We start from the raw sequence: 18,765 nt of genomic DNA, 5'->3' as shown, positions 1-18,765 counted from the left end.
GCCACCGACCATGGCGGAGGCCTCTTGGACGCGCCGACTGCAGTGGTGTTGCTGAGCCTGCTGGCGGCAGGCGGCGCGGTCGCCGGTGAATACCGGGCGCCCCGCAACGCGTTCGGGGCGCCGGAGCTGGACGGCGTGTGGACCGACCTGTCGCTCACGGAGCTGCAAAGGCCCGAGGACCTGAAGGCGCTCGTTCCGACCCCGGCGGAGGCGGCCGCGTTCGAGCGGCTGCAGAACGATCCGGACGCGCTGGAGGCGAAGGCGGCGGCCGAGCGGAAAAAGGCCGGCAAGCCGCCGCTTCCCGATGTCGGTCAGGATCAGTCGGAATACCCCGATCCGGACCAGAAGCTTGCCCGGGTGCGGGGAGAGCCGCGTAGCTCGTTCCTCGTCCAGCCCAGCGACGGGAAACTGCCCTATACGCCCGCCGCGCGGGCCTGGATCCGGGCGCGGACCCAGGCGGGAAACCGCAACTTCGACGACCCGGAGACCCGTCCGCTGAATGAGCGATGCCTGGCCAATCTGGCCTCGGGGCCGCCCATCCTCAATCCGGGTTTCAACGCCCATCTGCAGATCGTCCAGACGCGGGACGACATCGCCATCCTCGCCGAAATGACCCATGACGTGCGGATCATCCACATGGCGCGCGCGACGCCTCCGGCGGCGGCCGTCCCCGCGTGGATGGGCCGCTCGACCGGGCATTGGGTGGGCGAGAGCCTGATTGTCGAGACAACCGGCTTCAACCCTCGCGAATTTCCGCGCGGTGGCGTGGTCCTCTCCGATCAGGCCCAGGTGGAAGAGCGGTTCACCCGCACGGGGCCCAAGACCATCCTCTACGAATTCACCGTGGCCGATCCGGCCAACTACACCCAGCCGTGGAAAGGCGAGATGGAGCTGACCGCCGCGCCGGCCAATTCCCTCCTGGAATACGCCTGTCACGAAGGCAACTACGCCCTGCAAGGCATATTGGCCGGCGCGCGCAAGGCCGAGGCCGAGGGTCGCGTCCCCGAGCCGCTCGACGGCGGGGACTAGCCGCGGGCAAGGAAAAGGGGCCGCCGGACACGCCGCGCGACCCCTCATCCGCCTTGCTCCGCAAGCCACCGTCTCCCGCAAGGGGAGACGGCGCTGCTGTTCTTACTTCCCGGCCGTCGGCGTGGAGGCCGCCTGGCCGCCGTTGAAGTCGTCGGCGGCGTTGCGCGGGCGCTTCGGTCCGAACATCTGCATCTTCGACATCGCCACCTTCAGCTCGGCCTTGTCGAGCGAGCCGTCGTGGTCGGTGTCGATCTGGTCGAACTTGTCGGCGAGCATCTTGCCGATCTGGCCGCGCAACTCGGACTTCTCGATCTTGCCGTCGAGGTTCTTGTCCAGCATGCCGATGAGGCGGGTGTCGGCGAAGCGGGCGTCGCTGTCGATCTGCTTGGCCGCCGTCTCGTCCATCCAGCGGAAGTCCACCTGGGTGAACAGCATTTCCTGGAAGGATTGCTCGCCCCACGTCACCTCGATGTTCGGGTTGGGGTTGTGCGGGTTGCGCTTGGAATTGTCGTACCAGTAGTGGGCGATCAGCCGCGAGCCGGCCGGGATCTTCACCGGCTCGGCGAAGGTGTAGGCCCGCTGCCAGTTGAAGTCGTAGCGTGGCAGGGCGACCAGCAGCTTCTTCTTGCCGTCCGGATACTGGATCCACAGGTCGCTGGCCGTGGCCCGGTAGTGGGCGTGGATGAAGGCGTCGTAGAGCAGAGCGTCCTTCGGGAACTCCGTATAGGCCATCTCCATGTGGTGGCCGTCGTTCGCCGGGATATCGATGGTCGCGTCGCTGACCACCGTCTGGCGCATGATGTACTTGGGCGGATCCTTGCGGAAGTAGACGCCGATCTCGGAACTGTCGGTCGTCGCCTTGCCATAGGGCGTGTAGTGCATCTGGAAGCCCACGGCCCCGCCGGGCGGCAGGTAGGTGCCGACGTCGCCGTCGAACACGTCGGCTTCCGAGCCCACCGCATAGCGGCCCACCGATTGGCGCCACATGCCTTCGTTCGACGTCTTGCCGGTCGGCACCTGCGGAATCCAGCCGCTCAGCACGTGGTGCACGGCCTGACGGTCGCCCGGCTTAACCGAGGTGGCGCGGATCCAGTGGCCCTCGGTCTCCGGATTGACGGTGAACGGCCGCTGGTAGTCCACCACGCCGCTGGCCGGGACGTTGTAGGCCGGGATGTTCAGGACCAGGTCCGGCTTGCCCAGCGGCCAGGCTGCGGCCACGTGCTTGACGGCGCCCAGCGGGTCAGTTCCCTCGCCGCGCGGCTCGCCCTCGTCCACCCAGTGGACGATGGTCTTGATCTCGTCGGGGCTCAGGCGCTTGTCGTCCGAGAAGTGCCCGACCCGCGGGTCGGCGTGATAGGGCGGCATCCGGTCGGTGCGGATCACCTCGCGGATCATCGGGGCGAAGCCCTTGACCATGGCGTAGTTGGTCATGGCGAACGGGCCGATGCCGCCTTCCTCGTGGCAGCCGACGCAATTCTTCTCGAGGATCGGGGCCACGTCCTTGACGTAGGTGATCTGGGCGTGGTCGCTGCGCGCCGGGAAGGCGATGGTCGCGCCGGCGCTGGCGGCGGAGGCGGTCTTCAGCGGCTGACCGGCCAGCACCTCGTCGAGCGCCGCCGGCAGGCCGGCCACAGTCCCGTGATAGACCACCGTCCAGGTCTTCGGGTTGATGACGATCGCCTCGGCCGAGCGGCTGACGCCCAGGCCTTCGCCGATGATCTGCTTGTCGTCCATCAGGACCGGGAGCTTGTAGCCGACCTTGGCGACTTCGCCCTGGATGGCCTCCATGGAGTCCTTCAGGCTGGAGTTCAGCATCATGAACTCGACGCGCTTGGCGCCATAGTCGGCGGCGATCTTGTTGATCTGGGGCGCGAGCTTCTGGACGACCGCGTCGCCGTTCTGCTGGGTCACCAGCACCACCGCCGGCGCATCGGCCAGACGATAGAGCTCGTGGGCCCGCAGGTCCTGGTCGACCAACAGGAAGTTGTCGACGCGGGCCGGGGCCGCAGCGGCGGTCGGCGCGGCCGACGTCAGCGCGTTCGGCGCGTTGACCGCGCAGCTCGCGAGCAGGGCCGCGCTGCCGAGCAGCATGGCGATGCGTGTGGTGGTCATCCGAGTATCCCCTCAGCCGGCCGCGCGGGGTCGCAGCCTCTCAACCTGGATTCTGCCCTCTCGAACGCCGTTCGAAAAGCGTCTTTGCGTCGCAGATGGGTTAACGATCCTCCATGATGCCGCCCGCCTTGGCGGCCTGTGGAACCCCGCGCTAGCCTCGGGCGCAACTCTGGGGGAGCCGCATGTCCAGCTTTGTTCGGGTTGTCCTGCTGGCGCTGGCCTGCGCCCTGCCCCTGGGCGCCGCCCGGGCGGCGGGACCACCGCCTAGGACCTTGCCCGGACGGATGGCCGCGGCGCTGGAACGCCTGCAGAAGACCGGTTGCCACGGCGAGGATTGGACCGCCGTGGCCTCCGACAACGACTTCTCCAGCCTCCCGAGCCGGGATCGCGCCATCACCTACCTCAACCTGGCGGCCTGCGTGGGCGGCGCACGGCTTCACGAGTGGCGCGTGCTTGCGTCGAAGGAGCCGGACACCCCGCCGCTGGCCTGGGGCCTGCTGTTCCTGGAGGCCGTGGATGCGCACGACACCGCCGGGGCCTTCGCCGACCTGGAGGCCGACCTCGCGCCACCAAGCGAAGGGGCCAGTCGTTCTCCATGCCAAATATAGAAGGGGTCTATGTCTTCTACGACCGCCTCGGGCGCGACGACGACCAGCGCCGGCTGTTCAAGATCCTGGACGACGCAGGCTGGACGCCGGTCGAAACCGCCGATGACGTCAGCGAATTCTGGGGCGACTACAGCGCCCTCCTGTTGGACATCGGCGACAAGACCAACGCCGCGCGGCAATTGAAGAAGGTGACGGCCGCAAACATCCTCTTCGGCCTGCGGCTGGACAAACGCTTCGACGAACTGCGGGCGACCAACCCGGCGGCTTTCGATATCCAACGCGCCGCCGTCGCGGACCTCCAACGGCTCATCGAACTCTACAAGACGGCCGGCAACGACGACCCGGCCTATGAGATCATCGACGCGCTCAGGGCCCTGGGCCGCTACGACGCCGCGGTCACCGTCGCCGACGAGGTCCTCAAGCAGGACCGGATCGTCGATGGGCATGGCAAGGACTACCGGAACTGGATCGAGGACCGGCGCGCCTACGCCCTGTTCGATCTGGGACGGTTCGACGAGGCGATCGCCGGCGAGCGAAAGGCGGCCACGCGCCAGGAGCGCGGCCATGCCAACGTCAGTCAGGTCCTCAACCTGGCTCAGATGCTGCTCGACGTCGGGCGTTTCCGCGAGGCGCTGGCGATCCTCAAGCCGATGGAGCGTCCAAACGTCGGCAGCCCGACGGGCCGCGCCTTCGTCGCGCAGATCAGGGTCTGCGCCCTGAATGGCCTGGGTCGCATCAAGGAGCAGCGTGAGGCCATGGCCTCCGCGTCGGGCCAACTCGCCGAGAACCGCGCGGCACGGCTCCACACCCTGCTGTGCGCCGACGATGAATCCGGCGCGGCGAAGGAGATGATCGCGTGGCTGGACGAGCCCCGGAACCGGGGTCGAGCCCTCCTCGAACTCAGCAAGCCCGTTGCCGACCGGCCGCTCGGCGCCTACCGCGCCGTGCTGAGTCGCCGCTTTGACGAGGTCCGCAACGACCCCGCCGTCGTCGCCGCGGTCGCCAAGGTCGGTCACACCGAGACCCTGACCACGGTCGGCGCGGACTGGCCCTATTATCCCTGACCGCCCCTAGCGGTCCTCCAGGCCTTCGCGCACGCGCACGATCAGCGACTGGCTGGCCGTCGCCATCAGCTCGCCGTCCTGGGCGAACAGGTACATGGCGCCGTGGCCGAAGCCGCCGTGGACGCCCAGGATGCGGATGTCGGCCAGCACCCATTCGGTGGGCACGATGCGGCGGATGCGCAGGGTGTTGTCCAGGCTGTTGCCGCCGGCGTTCTGGCCGAGCGCGTTGCCGATGCCGGACGGCACATGGTCGGCGACGATCGCCAGCATGGCCGCGTCGATCGGATAGCGCTCCCTCGGCCTCACCCAAAGCAGCAGGCGGCCGTCCGCCTCCGGCGCGCCGGCGCGGTCGAAGCCGTAACGGCCCTTGGCGACGCGGATCTCCATGCGGCTGTGCAGGCCGTAGCCCGCCTGGCGCCAATGCTCGCCCGGCGCGCAGTCCTCCGGCCGCGGGACGTCCGGCGCCGCCAGCCACTGGCGCGACAGCTCGCTGGGCCGCGCGCCCAGGGCGGCGTTGACGGTGAGGATCTCCTTGTCGCCGACGTGGCTGATGACGCGGGCTTGGGTGTTGTACTTGCCGGTGACCGGAACCCAGACGTCGAGGTCCACCACGCTGGGCGGCTGGGCGTAGGACAGGTACTGCGCCGTGGCCCAGATCAGCGGCCGCCCGGTCGTGCGCTCCATGGCCGCGATGGCCGAGGCCAGGCCGACGCCGCCGAACATGAACAGCTCGTCCGGCCGCCCGACGCAAACCTCCGGCGTCAGCGGCATGTACCAGCGGTGCGGGTTGTGCGTCGCGCGCAGGTCGAAGAAGGAGCGCTCCATGCGGCGTTCATGGAGCCGCAGGGCCCTGCTGGGCAAGCCTCAGGCGCCTTTGGGCCCGATCGCCGCCCCGATCGCCGCTACGACCTCGGCGCGCAAGGCGGCGCGGTCGGCCCTGCCCGCGCCATCCCGTGGAATCGCCTCGACCCAGACGAAGCGCACGGTGGGCCAGTCGCCGGCCACGGCCTGCAGGGCCGCCACCAGCCGCTCGCGCCGGAAGTCCGGCCCTTGCATCACCGCCAGCCAGAGCTGTTCCTCGCCGTCCGCCTTGGGCGCGGCGAAGACGGCGGCGTCGGCGACCCCCTCGCACCCCAGGGCCGCCGCCTCGATCGGGCCGGGCATGATCCCGCGCCCGGCGAGATCGATACGGTCCTCGACCCGACCCTCCAGCACCAGGAGGCCCTGGGCGGTCAGGCGGCCCATGTCGCCCGGCTGGAAACCGCCGTCCCGGAACGCCGTGGCTTCCGCGCCCGACCCGCTCAAGTGGCTGCGGACCGCGCGCGGGCAATGGATCCGCACCGCCCCGACCCTGCCCCTGGGCAGCGCCGCGCCGTCGATCTCGACGATCTCCAGCCGCACGTCCGGCGCCGGCCAGCCGACCGCGCCGTCGGCCTCCTCCAGCCGCGCGGCGTCGAAGTGGGCCACGGCGATGCACTCGGCCGTCCCGTAGAGCGTCCGCAGGTCCGGCGCCAGGCGCAGCCGCGCCTCGCGCGCCGTCGTCCACGGCAGCGTCCGGCCGCAGGCCAGCACCCGCAGGTCGGGCCGCGGCCGCGCGCCGGTCAGCAGCGTCGCCAGCAGGTCGCGAAGCTGGTCCGGCGTCAGCACCAGCACGCTTGGATCGGCGTCCTCGAGCAGGGCGGAAAGCGAGTCCGGGCCCCAGCCGGTCACCACCGCCGCGCCGCTCGCCCAGGCGGTGAGCGCGGTCGTGAAGCCCTCGCGGGTGTCGAGGCCGATCGCCGGCGCCCAGCGGCCCGCCTTGCCCGCCAGCCAGAGGGTCGCCGCGTCGTGGAGGTCGGCCTGGATCATCGCCCAGGTCAGGCCGACGCGCCGGACGTCCCCGCCCTCTTGCGGGGACAGCAGCACCCGGCCCGGGGCCTGAGGGTCGACGGGGCGCGGCGCAATGGTCTGCGACGGCGCGGCGGCGGCCCTGGCGAACCAGTCGGCGTCGAGGACGATACGCAGGTCGGCCTCAGGATCGGCCGCGGGCGAGGAAGCGACCCTGAGCCGGGCCAGCGCCAGCAGCAGCACCGCGCGACTGTGGGCGTCCGGCGCATCGGCGGCCACGACGCCGGAGTCTGTGGACAGCCCGTCGGCCGCCAGCGCCACGGCGACCTTGTCGACCTCGGCGTCCAGGGCGGCGAAGCTCGTCCGCCGGTCCGGAGTGATGAGCGCGATCGCGCGAGGCTCCAGCCGGGCGCGGAAGGCGACGAAGGCGTCGAACATGGCGCGAGGCTACCCCAGCTATGCGCTCGTGGTGAGGCCGCCCAGGAAGCCGTGGATCTGGGCCACCACCGCGGCGCCCTCGCCCACCGCCGCGGCCACCCGCTTGGTGGACCCGGCCCGTACGTCGCCGATGGCGAAGACCCCGGGCCGCGCGGTCTGCAGCGGACGGGCCGGATCGGCGCCGGTGACCACGAAGCCCTTGTCGTCGGTCTCGACGCAGCCGCGCAGCCAGCCGGCGTTGGGTTCGGCGCCGATGAACAGGAACAGGTGGCGGAACGGCTTGTGGTGGGTCTCGCCGGTGCTGCGGTGGCGGCAGGTGGCGCCGGTCAGCCCACCGTTCCGGTCACCTTCGATGGCGACGATCTCGGTATCGCAGTGCAGCTCGACGTTCGGCAGGGCCTCGATGCGGTCGATCAGGTAGCGCGACATGGTGGCCGCGAGGCCCGGGCCGCGCACGATCATGTGCAGGCGCTTGACCTTCGGGGCCAGGAAGACGGTCGCCTGGCCGGCCGAGTTGCCGGCGCCCACCAGGGCCACCTCCTCGCCCTCGCACAGCTTGGCCTCGATCGCCGAGGCCCAGTAGGAGACGCCCGCGCCTTCCAGCGCCTCGACCCCCGCGATGTCCGGGCGGCGGTAGCGGGCGCCCGAGGCGATCACCACGGTCCTCGCCTTCACCTCGGCGCCGTCGGTCAATTCGAGCCGCATGGGTTCGCCCGGCGGCCGATCGCAGTCCAGCCGCGCCACTTCCAGGGTCACCGCGATCTCGGCCCCGAACTTCTGCGCCTGGCTCCAGGCGCGGCCGGCCAGCGCCTGGCCGGAGATGCCGGTCGGGAAGCCCAGGTAGTTCTCGATCCGCGCCGAGGCGCCCGCCTGGCCGCCCATCGCCCGCTGGTCCAGCACCAGCACCGAGAGCCCTTCCGAGGCGGCATAGACCGCCGTGGCCAGGCCCGCCGGCCCGGCGCCCACCACGACCACATCCCAGACCTTTTCCGGATCGAGCGGGATGGTCAGGCCCAGGCAGGCCGCCGCCTGGGCGTTGGTGGGCCTGCGCAGCACGGTCCCGTTCGGGCAGACCATCAGCGGCAGCTCGCCCGGCAGCACGCCCATGCGCTCGACGAGCGCGTGGCCCTCGCCGTCGCCCAGCGCTTCCAGCACCGTGTGCGGATAGGCGTTGCGCGACAGGAAGCCCTGCAGGCGCACCAGGTCGGGATGGTCGCGCGGCCCGACCAGGACCGACCCCACCGACCCGGCTTCCAGGAGGCCCACGCGGCGCAGGATCAGCGCGCGCATGATCATCTCGCCGAGTTCGGCCGTGCCGATCAGCAGGGCGCGCAGGTGAGGGGCGTCGAACGGCAGGGCCGTCGCGCCCTGCGGCCCCGCCCGGCTGGCGGCCAGCGTGCCGCGCCCCGCCAGCTGGCTGACCTCGCCGGTGAACTGGCCGACATGGTCGACGGTGATCGGCTCCTCATGGCCCAGGCCGTCGTGGCGGGTGGCCACGATGGCGCCGTCCAGCAGCAGCCAGGCGGGCACGTTCTGCTCGCCCACGTCATAGATCCGCTCGCCGGGCGCGAAGGTCCGGGGCGGGCCGCTGGCGAACCGCCGCGCGGTCTCGATCTGGCCGGCGTCCAGCACCGGGAACATCTGGGCGTGGCGGCTTTCGATCAGGCCCATGACCTAGCCCCTCAACGCCGCGGAAATGGCGGCCAGGCCGGCGTCCAGCTCCCTATCGGTCGGCCAGCCATAGCCCAGGCGGAAATAGCTGTCCGGCCGCTCGAACCAGTGGCCCGGGCCCACATAGGCGCCGTGGTCCTCCAGCAGGCGGCGATAGAAGCCCTCGGTCCCGCCCGGCGGCTCGGAGGTCATGCGCGGGAAACAGACCACGCCGCCCGACGGCTTGACCCATTCCAGCAGCGGCTCGCCCTCGATCCAGGCGCTCACCCGTCCCAGCCGCGCGTGCATCTGCGCCAGGCGCGGCGGCAGGATCTGGCCGCGGCGCTGCATCACCTGTTCGGCCACCCATTCGTCCATGACGCTGCCGCAGATGCTGATCTGCTCACTGGCGGCCAGGAACACCTCGCGCAGGGCCGGATCGCGGCTGACCAGCCAACCGATGCGGATGCCCGGCACGCCATAGGCCTTCGACAGCGAGGCCACGCTGATCACATGCTCGCTGAGGCCGGCCGCCACGGGCAGCGGCGCGTCGAAGGACAGGTCGCGATAGGTCTCGTCCACCAGGAGGCGGCAGCCGGCGCGCGCGGTGATCGCCACCAGGGCGTCCAGTTCGGCGCGGCTCAGCATCACCCCGGTCGGATTGTGCGGGCAGGTGACGCTGACCAGCCGGGTCCGCGGCGTGATGGCGGCGACGATCCGCTCCGGATCCAGGCGGAAGCCGTCCTCGAAGGCCAGGTCCACATGGGTCACCGCGCAGCCGATCGCCTTGGGCGTCTCCAGGTTGGTGGCGTAGTTCGGCCGGATCACCACCAGGTGGTCGTCCGCGCTGAGCAGCGATGTGGCGATGATGAACAGCGCGCCGGCCGCCCCGGTCGTCACCAGCACGTCGTCGGCGCTGAGCCCCTGCCCTTCGGCGGCGATCAGTTCGCGCAGGCGGATGCGGCCGCGATGCTCGCCATAGAGCAGGGTCAGGTCGGGAATGGTGAGCCCCAGGTCCGACAGCTTCTGGTCGGCGACCGAACTCTCCGACAGGTTCCAGCGGATGCGGGCGTAGCCGTACTCCTCCGGGCTCTCCACCTCGATCGGCATGCGGGCGTAGCGCACCGGGGCCTCCTAGCTGCGGGTGAAGACCGGATCGCGCCGTTCGCGGAAGGCGGCGACGGCGGCCTTGTGATCGTTGGAGCGGCGCAGGGTGCGCAGTTCCGGCGCGGCCAGGGCGTTGAATTCGTCCGGCGACAAGTCGACGGCGCGGCCCGCGGTGCGCTTGGTGGCTTCCACCGACAGCGGGGCGCGGCTCGCGATGCGTTCGGCGAGCGCGACGGCGGCGGGGCGCAGGTCGTCCGGCGCGTGCAGGCCGGTGACCAGACCGTAGCGCTCGGCGATCTCGGCGTCGTGCGGCAGGCCGGTCAGCAGCATGGCCTTGGCCCGGGATGTCCCGATCAGCCGGGGCAACCGGTAGGTCGAGGCCATCAGGCCCACGTTCACCCCGGCGCAGACGAACTTCGCCTCCGTCGAGGCCAGGCGCAGGTCGCAGCAGAGCGCCAGCTCGAAGCCGCCGCCCACGCACCAGCCGTTGACCGCCGCCACCACCGGGACGCGCGTCGCCTCCAGCCGGTCGAGCAGACGGCCAAAGCCGGCCAGGTCCTCGCCGCCAGGGCCGGTGGACTTGAGGTCGTCGCCGGCGCAGAAGGCGCGACCCTTGCCCGTGACGATCAGGCAGCGCAGGGCGTCGTTGGCCTCCACCTGGTCCAGGGCGTCCATGAAGGTCTGGCGCATCTCCACGCCCAGCGGGTTCATAGGCGGGTTATCGATCTCCAGCAGGACGACCGCCTCGCTGATCGCCTCCACATGCACCTGCCCGCTCATGCGGCCCCCTCGCGCTTGCGTTCCACGGCCGCCGCGCCGCTGGCGACCAGGGCCTCGATCTCGGCCGCGCCGAAGCCCGCTTCGGCCAGCACCTCGCGGGTGTGCTCGCCCACCTCGGCCGGGCCGCGGGTCAGTTCTACCGGAGTCGCGTGCAGCTTGATCGGGGTGCGGGGGAACGGCCGCCCGCCGGCCTCAGCCAACAGGCCGCGCGCCTTGATCTGCGGATCGTCCCAGGCCTGGGCCAAGGTGTTGAGCGGCCCGGCCGGCACGCCCACGACGTCCAGCCGCTTGACCCAGGTTTCCGACGTCTCTTTCGTCAGGATCGCCTCCAGCCTCGCCTGCAGGGCGTCGCGGTTCCTGACCCGGTTCCCCGGGGTCTCGAAGCCCGCCTCCTGCTCGAGGGTCGGGTCGCCGAGCCCCGCGCAGAGCCGTTTCCACAGACGCTGGCTGTTGACGCCGACCACCAGGTGCCCGTCGGCCGTCTTCAAGGCCTCATAGGGCGCCGACAGGCGGTGGCGCGTGCCACTGCGCTTCGGGATCGCGCCGGTGGTCAGGAACATGCCGCTTTCCCAGATGGTGTAGGCGAGCGCCGACTCCAGCAGGGAGCTTTCAACTTGCTGGCCTTTCCCCGTCGCCGCGCGGCTCTGCAGCGCCGCCAGCACGCCGATCGCGCCGAACAGGCCGGCGTTGAGATCGGAGATCGGCACGGCGGTGGAACACGGCGCCTGGCTCCCGGTCTCGCCCACATAGCTCATCAGCCCGCTCATCGCCTGGGCGATCAGGTCGAAACCGCCGCGGTCGCGGTAGGGCCCGTCCAGGCCGAACCCGGAGATCGAGCAGTAGACCAGCCGCGGATTGATCTTGGACAGCACCGCGTAGCTGAGACCCATCCGCTCCATGGAGCCGGGCCGATAGTTCTCCACGAAGACGTCCGCCGTCTGCGCCAGCCGGCGCACCACGCCTGCGCCCGCCTCGGTCGAAAGGTCGAGCGCGATGGCGCGCTTGTTGCGGTTGACGAAGTCGTAGGGACGGAATGAGCCGCGATCGACGCTCATGCCGCGGGTGCTCTCGCCGCCCGGCGGCTCGATCTTGATCACATCGGCGCCGAGATCGGCCAGCACCATGGAACAGTAGGCCCCGGCGAGCACGTGGGTGCAGTCGAGTACCTTCAATCCGGCGAGCGCGGCCATCCCTCAGCCCCCCGCCATGACCGTGCAGGCGCGCGGCAAGGCGACCCGCGTCAGCTCCCGCCGGCGCGCGAAGGCCGCGGCGGTCTTCGGGTCGGGCCTGCGGCTGGCCTCCCACTCGGCGAAGTCGCGGTAGTGGGTCATCAGCAGCATGCGCCGCTCGCCCTGCCGCTGGTCCTCGGCTGACGCCTCGGCCACGAAAAGCCCGAAGACGTCGGTCTCGAAGCCACCCTCGAAGCCGACCCAGGCCTCGTTCGACAGCCGCACGAACTCGTCCACCGCCCCGCCGTCGATGGTCAGCCAGCGGTGGACGTAGATCCCCTGGGCCTTGGGCCGCGCGCCGGGCGTCGGCCGCGTGGTGGCGGTGAGCTTCTGATGCTGGACCGAAACCACGCCGGGCCCCGCCAGCACCGCGCCCGCCGTCTCCGCCTCGTCCGTCAGCACCAGCGCCTGGTTGGTCGCATAGCCCAGTGAGGGGGCGAAGACGGCGACCAGATGGTTGCCGAGCCCTTTGCGGACATGGTCGTACAGCGCGCGATGAGCGGTCGCTCCGCGCCCCAGGACCACCTCGAAGTAATTATATTCCACGGACTTATCCTTAGTAGTTCGCACGCTGGGTGATCGCGCCGTCGACGATCATGTTGATGCCGGTTGTGAAGGCCGAGCGCGGGCTGGCCAGGAACACCGCAGCCGCGGCGATCTCCTGCGGGCTCGCCATGCGCCCGGTCGGGTTGCGCTTGATCATCTGGTCGAAGAAGCCCGGCATGTTCGCCTTCACGTTCCCCCAGACGCCGTCGTCGAAATAGACCGTGCCGGGCGAGACCACGTTGCAGCGGACCTTGTTGGGAGCGTTCTCCCGCGCCACGCCCTTGGCGAAGTGGATCAAGGCGGCCTTCATCGCCCCATAGGACGAGGGCCGGTCGGCGTTGACCGAGGAGACCGAGGAGATGATCACGAAGGCGGCGTCACCCTTGTCGGCGGCGGCCTTGGTCAGCAGCGGCTGGGCGGCTTCCCAGGTGCGCACCGCGCCCAGCATGTCGACGTCGAACATCGCGCGCCAGTCGGCCTCACTGTTACCCTGCACCAGGGCGCTGGCGTTGGAGACCAGCACGTCCAGCCCGCCCAGCGCCTCGGCCGCGGCGCGGACGAAGCCCTGCAGCGCCGGCCGGTCGGCGATGTCCACCACCTGGCCGAAGGCCTTGACGCCCCTGGCCTGCAGCGCCCCCACCGCCTCTTCCACCTGGTCGGCCTTGCGCGCGCAGATGGCGACGTTGGCGCCCTCGTCGGCGAAGCCTTCGGCGATGGCGCGGCCGATGCCACGCGTGCCGCCGGTGACGATGGCGGTCTTGCCCTTCAGTTGCAGGTCCAAGTCGCTTCCCTCCCGTTGTGGATTTGCTAGGCGCCGCCGGAACAACAATCCTTGCCGTCGATCTGCACCGGCGGACAGGGCGTGTCGCCATAGGAACAGAAGACACAACAGTCGCCCGGCTTTGGCTTCAACACCGCATGGCAGACGGGGCAATCGTAGAAATACTGGCAAGCGTCGGTGGGCATGGTCTCGGTGGTCCGCCCGCCGCAGGCCGGGCAGGTCAGGGTGGACTGGAGATGCACCGGGTTTCCGTCGGCCATGGCGTCCTCCTCAAACCCTGAACAGGTTGTTGTAGCGCTCGCGCAGCAGGTTCTTCTGCACCTTGCCCATGGTGTTGCGCGGCAGCGCGTCGACGAAGACCACGCGTTTCGGCGATTTGTAGGGCGCGAGTTGTTCGCGGCACGCCGCGATCATCGCCGCCTCGTCGGGCACCGCCCCTTTGGGCGCGATCACCACGGCCACGACGCCCTCGCCGAAGTCGGGGTGCGGCACGCCCACCACGGCGCTTTCGGTGACGCCCGGCAGTTCGTCCAGGATCAGCTCGATCTCCTTGGGATAGACGTTGTAGCCGCCGGAAATGATCAGGTCCTTGGCCCGGCCGCTGATCCACACCCGCCCGTCCGGGTCGCGCCGCGCCACGTCGCCGGTGATGAAATAGCCGTCGGCGGTGAACTCCTGGGCGGTCTTCTCCGGCATCTCCCAATAGCCCGAGAAGACGCTGGGGCCCTTGATCTCGATGACACCCGTCTCCTCGCCGCCGCCGATCCTTAGGGCCACGCCGGGCAGCGGATAGCCGACGCTGCCGGGGATGCGGGCGCCGTCCAGGGGGTTGGAGGTGATGATCACCGCCTCGCTCATCCCGTAGCGTTCCAGGATGCGCATGCCGCTGCGCTGTTCGAACTCGGCGAAGGTGGATTCCAGCAGCGGCGCGGAGCCGGAAATGAACAGGCGCATGTGGGCCGCCCGCTCGCGCGTGAAGCCGGGGTTGGCCAGCAGGCGCGTGTAGAAGGTCGGCACGCCCATCATCACCGTGGACCTGGCCAGGGCCGCCAGCACCTGGGCGTCGTCGAACTTCGCAAGCCAGACCATCGGCGCGCCGGACAGGAAGGCGCAGTGCATGGCCACGAACAGGCCATGGACGTGGAAGATCGGCAGGGCGTGCAGCAGCACGTCGTGCGGGGTGAAACCCCAGGCCTGGTGCAAGGCCCGCGCGTTCTCCGCCAGGTTGCCGTGGCTGAGCATCGCCCCCTTCGACCGGCCGGTGGTGCCGGAGGTGTAGATCAGCGAGGCGAGATCGGTGTCCTTGCGCGCGACAGTCTCGGTGAGGGGGTCGGCGGCGTTGGCCTCGTCGCGGAACGCCAGCGCATCGGTGACGAAGACCCGTGGGCCCGCATCGCCGATGAAGTAGTCCACCTCGGCCTTGGTGTAGGCCGGGTTCAGCGGCAAGAAGACCGCGCCCGCCTTCAGCACGCCGAGATAGATCATCACCGCCTCGACCGACTTTTCGGTCTGCAGGCCCACGCGGTCGCCCGGCGCGACGCCGGAGGCGACGAGATGGCCGGCGATCTGGGCCACGCCCGCCTCCAGCTCGGCGTAGCTAACCTGGGCGCCGTCGCCGAGGATGAACGCCGGCTTGGTGCGGTCGGCCGGGAAACCCGCGGCCAGGATGTCGTAGAGGTTCGCCATCAGGCCTTCCCACCGTTCGCTTTCCACTCCGCCAGCAGCGCCGTCTCGCGCTCGGGCGTCAGCCCCGACCGCAGCTTCGCCTGGCGATCCGCCGGCAGGGTCTTGAACCAGGCCAGGGTGTCGCCGGCGGTGGTGGGCAGCGGCCGGAACGTCAGCCCCGCCTTGAGGGCGCGGGCGATGCTGCGGCGATGGAAGCCAGCGGTCTCGCCCTGGCCCGGGATCCACACCGGCTGATCGCTCCAGGCGTGGACCTTGTGGTCCTGCAGGAACGTCGTGGCGACCCATTCCAGCTTCGGCCTGGCCTGGACGCCGCTGGCGACGCCCGCCAGGAAGTCCTTCGTCAGGAGCTGTTTCGCCGGCCCGGTTCCGTTGAAAGTGCCGGTCGTGCGCGTCTCGGCTAGGCGGACGATCCATTCGGCGAGGTCGCGGGCGTCGACGAACTGTACCGGATCGCTCCCGTCGCCGGGCGCCAGCACCTGCGGCCCCCAACGGTCGCCGAGGTTCGCCAGCCGCACCGGCCAGTAGCTGAAGCGGTCGGTCTCGTCGCCGGGCCCGACGATCAACCCGGGGCGAACGATGGTGGTCGCGCTCGCCCCGAACGCCTTGCGCGCCTCGGCCTCGCTCACCGCCTTGAGCTGGCCGTAGAGCGCCGGGTTCTTGGCGAGCGAGGCCTGCGTCTCGGCCATCGGGTCGGCGCCCTTGTAGGGATCGACCGCGGCGGTCTCGTCGGCCCCGGGCGTGTCGTTCTTCGCATAGACCGAGATGGTGGAGACGAAGACGTACTGTTTCACCTTGCCCTTCAGCACCTTCGCCGCGTCGCGCACCCAGAACGGCAGGGTCGTGGGGTTGTCGATGCAGACGTCCCACTCGCGGCCGTCCAGGGCCTTCAGGTCGCCGGTGTTGCGGTCGCCCAGCAGCTCCTCCACCGGCCCGGGCCAAGCCTCCTTCTGCCGGCCGCGATTGAAGATCGTCACCTGGTGGCCGCGGGCAAGCGCATAGCGGACCTCATGCGGGCCGATGAAGCCGGTGCCGCCGAGGATCAGGATCCGCAGCGTCTTGCGCGCCCTGCCCTGCGCCGAGGCGCGCGGCGCGGCCAGCGCCGCCGCCGCCGCGGCCGATAGGCTGAGATAGTCCCGGCGCGTGGTCATGCGCTCCCTTTCCCGTTCGTCCCGGCTTCAGCCGGTGTTCCCCTATCCGGTATTTCTAAGCCCCGCCGCCACCCCGTTGATGGTCAGGTGGATGCCTTCCCTGACCGCCTCGTCCTGGTCGCCGCGGCGACGCCTGCGGATCAACTCGATCTGCAGATGGTTCAGCGGGTCGATGTAGGGCAGCCGCGCGCGGATCGCGGCGGCGAGGTCGGGATTGTTGTCCAGCAGCGCCGACTGCCGGGTGATCTTCAGCACCGCCGCGCAGGTCTTCTCCCACTCCGCCTGGATCTGGCCGAAGATGGCGTCGGCGAGCGCGCGGTCTTCCACCAGGCCCGCATAGCGCCCGGCAATGGCCATGTCGGACTTGGCCAGCACCATCTCCATGTTAGCGATCGCCGAGGAGAAGAACGGCCAGGCTTCGTACAGTTCCGTCAGCTCGTTCATATCGAGCCCGGCGCTCTCCACCGCCGAGCCGAAGCCGTACCAGCCCGGCAGCATGGCGCGGCTCTGGGACCAGGAGAACACCCAGGGGATGGCCCGCAGGCCGCCGATGGAGCGGCTGGCCTGGCGCGAGGTCGGCCGGCTGCCGATGTTCAGGTCGGCGATCTCGGTGATCGGGGTGGCGGCGTAGAAGTAGTCCACGAAGCCCGGGGTTTCGTGGACCAGGGCGCGGTAGGCGGCGAAGGAGGCCTGGCTGAGCGCCTCCATGGCTTTGGCATGGGGTTCGGTGACCTGGCTCGCCGCCTCGTTCCGGAACGAGGCCAGAACGGTCGCCGCGGTCAGGGTCTCCAGGCTCTGGGCGGCCAGTTCCGGGTCGGCGTATTTGTTGGCCACCACCTCGCCCTGTTCGGTGATGCGGATGCGCCCGTTCACCGTGCCCCCGGGCTGGGCCAGGATGGCGTCGAAGCTGGAGCCGCCGCCGCGGCCCACCGCCCCGCCCCGGCCGTGGAAAAGCTGCAGCCGCAGGCCCTCGCCGCGCGCCACGCGGCCGAGCGCGCGGGATGTCTGGTAGAGCTCCCAGGTCGAGGTGAGGTAGCTGCCGTCCTTGTTGCTGTCGGAGTAGCCAATCATCACCTCCTGCAGGCCGATCGGCTCGACGAGGCGGCGGATCAGCGGCAGGGCCAGGTACTCGGACAGCGTCTGCGGCGCGGCGCGCAGGTCGCCGATGGTCTCGAACAGCGGCTCGGCGAAGATCTGGGTGCGCGGGGGGTCGCCTGGCGTGAACAGGCCCACCTCCTTCAGCAGCAGATAGACTTCCAGGAGGTCGGACACCGTCTGGGTGTTGGAGACGATGTAGGAGCGGATCACGTCCTTGCCGCAGAGCCGCTTGGCCTCGGCGGCGGCCATCAGCACTTCGATCTCGCGCTCGGTCTCCTCGCTGTAGGTCGCAAACGGCGAACGCAGCGGCCGCCCGTGGCTGAGTTCGGCGATCAGCAGCGTACGCCGTTGCGCCTCGTCGAGCGCCTCGTAGTCGTCGCAGACCCCGGCGACCTTCAGGAGTTCGGCGCAAGTGCGCCCATGGACAGCGGAATTCTGCCGCAGGTCCAGCCGCGCCAGGTGGAAGCCGAAAGTGTCGACCGCGCGGATCAGGTCCGGCAAAGGCCCGCGCTCGAACAGCGAGCCGTGCTGGGCCAGCAGGCTCTCCAGCACCGTCTCGAGGTCGGCCTTGAGGTCGTCAGGGCTGTCGTAGGGTGCGGCGTCCATGGCCGGGGGCCGGGCCGGCGGCTCGCCGGTCAGCCGCGTGTAGGTCGCCGCAGTGCGCGCATAGACGCCGGTCAGCGCCTGGCGGTAGGGCTCGTCCGCCCGCTGCTCCGAGCGATCATGGGCGGCGTCGGCCAGCGCCCGCAGCTTCGGCGTCACCTGCGCCAGGCGCACGGACAACGACAGCTCCGCGCCCAGCGCATTGATCGCCTCCAGATAGGTTCGCAGCGCCGCCCCGGCCTGGCGCGCCGTGGCCTGGCGCATCACCTGCGCCGTCACGAACGGATTGCCGTCGCGGTCGCCGCCGACCCAGGAGCCCAACCGCAGGAAGCTGTTCAACGGCTTGGGCCCGCCCAGCACCTCCACCCAGTGGGCGTAGAGCCTCGGCAGCTCCGGCAGGAAGCTGCGCTCGAAATAGGAGACCGCGTTCTCGATCTCGTCCTTCAGGCCCGGCTTCACCGAGCGCAGCAGCCGGGTGCGCCAGAAGATCGACACCTGGCGCATCAGTTCGCGCTCGATCGCCGCGCGTTCGACGTCCGAGGCGGCGCAGTCATGGGCGTCGAGGCCGCTCGCGATGGCGCCGGCGCGGTCCAGCACGCTCTTGCGCCGCACTTCGCTGGGATGGGCGGTGATCACCGGGGCGATCAGGGCGCGCTGCAAGAGCTCCACCACCTGTTCGCGGCCGACACCCTCGCCCGCCAGGGTGCGGATCGCCCCGGCCAGGGTGTCATGGCGGGCGTCGCCGCCGCGGCCTTGCCGCCGCTGGATATGATCCTCGGCGATGTTGGTGATCTGCAGGAAGCAGGCGAAGGCGTGGGCGAAGCGCACCGTGTCCGGCAGGCTGAGCGCGCCCAGCCGCTCGGCCATGGCCTTGGCGGCGGCGGCCGTGCCCTCGCGGTGGAAGGCGACCGAGGCCTGCCGCGTCTCCTCGATCTGGTTGAACACCGCCTCGCCGTCCTCGGCGCGGATCACGTCGCCCAGCACCTTGCCCAGGAAGCGGACGGTGGCGCGCAGCTGCTCGGGGATCGGCGTGCTCATGGCGGCCCTAGGAAAAGCCAC

Annotated in this window: 16 protein-coding genes; 3 read left to right on the top strand and 13 right to left on the bottom strand. The window is 70.4% G+C overall.

The genetic code is table 11. The features are described 5' to 3' along the window. The first annotated feature begins 24 nt into the window (after positions 1-24). Positions 25-1,029 (top strand): hypothetical protein, encoded by a 1,005-nt coding sequence (locus VGL85_RS15190; RefSeq protein WP_331589802.1) that lies wholly within the window; start codon positions 25-27, stop codon positions 1,027-1,029. Between the two features lie 102 nt (positions 1,030-1,131). Here VGL85_RS15190 and VGL85_RS15185 read toward each other — a convergent pair whose 3' ends face one another. Further along, a complete protein-coding gene (locus tag VGL85_RS15185) occupies positions 1,132-3,141 on the bottom strand; it encodes a hypothetical protein (RefSeq protein WP_331589801.1) in 2,010 nt (669 codons plus the stop codon). A gap of 182 nt (positions 3,142-3,323) precedes the next feature. Here VGL85_RS15185 and VGL85_RS15180 point away from each other — a divergent pair, with 182 nt between their 5' ends. Then, complete coding sequence (locus VGL85_RS15180; RefSeq protein ID WP_331589800.1) at positions 3,324-3,749, top strand: hypothetical protein; 426 nt, start codon at positions 3,324-3,326, stop codon at positions 3,747-3,749. A gap of 143 nt (positions 3,750-3,892) precedes the next feature. Continuing rightward, entirely contained in the window at positions 3,893-4,813 is a 921-nt protein-coding gene (locus VGL85_RS15175; protein ID WP_331589799.1) for a hypothetical protein, read from the top strand. 6 nt (positions 4,814-4,819) lie between these two features. On the opposite strand, the gene VGL85_RS15170 is transcribed toward VGL85_RS15175, so the two are convergent. Genes VGL85_RS15170 through ppc form a run of 12 tightly spaced genes read right to left on the bottom strand, consistent with a single transcriptional unit; the run spans position 4,820 to position 18,744 of the window. Further along, on the bottom strand, positions 4,820-5,638 hold the full coding sequence (locus VGL85_RS15170) for a thioesterase family protein (protein WP_331589798.1): 819 nt from the start codon (positions 5,636-5,638) through the stop codon (positions 4,820-4,822). A gap of 39 nt (positions 5,639-5,677) precedes the next feature. Next, positions 5,678-7,078 (bottom strand): AMP-binding protein, encoded by a 1,401-nt coding sequence (locus VGL85_RS15165; protein ID WP_331589797.1) that lies wholly within the window; start codon positions 7,076-7,078, stop codon positions 5,678-5,680. Positions 7,079-7,096: 18 nt separating this feature from the next. Then, positions 7,097-8,749, bottom strand: a complete 1,653-nt coding sequence (locus VGL85_RS15160; RefSeq protein WP_331589796.1) for an NAD(P)/FAD-dependent oxidoreductase — start codon at positions 8,747-8,749, stop codon at positions 7,097-7,099. Between the two features lie 3 nt (positions 8,750-8,752). Beyond that, positions 8,753-9,853: a pyridoxal phosphate-dependent aminotransferase gene (locus tag VGL85_RS15155; RefSeq protein ID WP_331589794.1), complete on the bottom strand. Its 1,101-nt coding sequence runs from the start codon at positions 9,851-9,853 to the stop codon at positions 8,753-8,755. 9 nt (positions 9,854-9,862) lie between these two features. Continuing rightward, a complete protein-coding gene (locus tag VGL85_RS15150) occupies positions 9,863-10,615 on the bottom strand; it encodes an enoyl-CoA hydratase/isomerase family protein (protein WP_331589793.1) in 753 nt (250 codons plus the stop codon). Then, entirely contained in the window at positions 10,612-11,805 is a 1,194-nt protein-coding gene (locus tag VGL85_RS15145; RefSeq protein ID WP_331589792.1) for a CoA transferase, read from the bottom strand. Before VGL85_RS15145 ends, VGL85_RS15150 begins: the two co-directional genes overlap by 4 nt. 3 nt (positions 11,806-11,808) lie before the next feature. Next, on the bottom strand, positions 11,809-12,390 hold the full coding sequence (locus VGL85_RS15140; RefSeq protein ID WP_331589791.1) for a hypothetical protein: 582 nt from the start codon (positions 12,388-12,390) through the stop codon (positions 11,809-11,811). 10 nt (positions 12,391-12,400) lie between these two features. Further along, positions 12,401-13,171, bottom strand: a complete 771-nt coding sequence (locus VGL85_RS15135; RefSeq protein WP_331589790.1) for an SDR family oxidoreductase — start codon at positions 13,169-13,171, stop codon at positions 12,401-12,403. 26 nt (positions 13,172-13,197) lie between these two features. After that, positions 13,198-13,431 (bottom strand): GDCCVxC domain-containing (seleno)protein, encoded by a 234-nt coding sequence (locus VGL85_RS15130; protein WP_331589789.1) that lies wholly within the window; start codon positions 13,429-13,431, stop codon positions 13,198-13,200. Positions 13,432-13,441: 10 nt separating this feature from the next. Next, positions 13,442-14,857, bottom strand: coding sequence for an AMP-binding protein (locus VGL85_RS15125; protein ID WP_331589788.1), 1,416 nt, complete (start codon positions 14,855-14,857; stop codon positions 13,442-13,444). Further along, positions 14,857-16,005 carry an NAD-dependent epimerase/dehydratase family protein gene (locus VGL85_RS15120; RefSeq protein WP_331589787.1) on the bottom strand — a complete coding sequence of 383 codons (1,149 nt, stop codon included), beginning with the start codon at positions 16,003-16,005 and terminating at the stop codon, positions 14,857-14,859. The genes VGL85_RS15125 and VGL85_RS15120 overlap by 1 nt, the downstream gene beginning before the upstream one ends. Positions 16,006-16,047: 42 nt before the next feature. Next, on the bottom strand, positions 16,048-18,744 hold the full coding sequence (gene ppc / locus VGL85_RS15115; RefSeq protein ID WP_331589786.1) for a phosphoenolpyruvate carboxylase: 2,697 nt from the start codon (positions 18,742-18,744) through the stop codon (positions 16,048-16,050). Between the last annotated feature and the right edge of the window lie 21 nt (positions 18,745-18,765).

The organism is Phenylobacterium sp. (genome assembly GCF_036501465.1).
GTDB lineage: Bacteria > Pseudomonadota > Alphaproteobacteria > Caulobacterales > Caulobacteraceae > Phenylobacterium.
The sequence above is the reverse complement of the archived record's forward strand: the minus strand, read 5'-3'. Positions and strand labels throughout refer to the sequence as shown.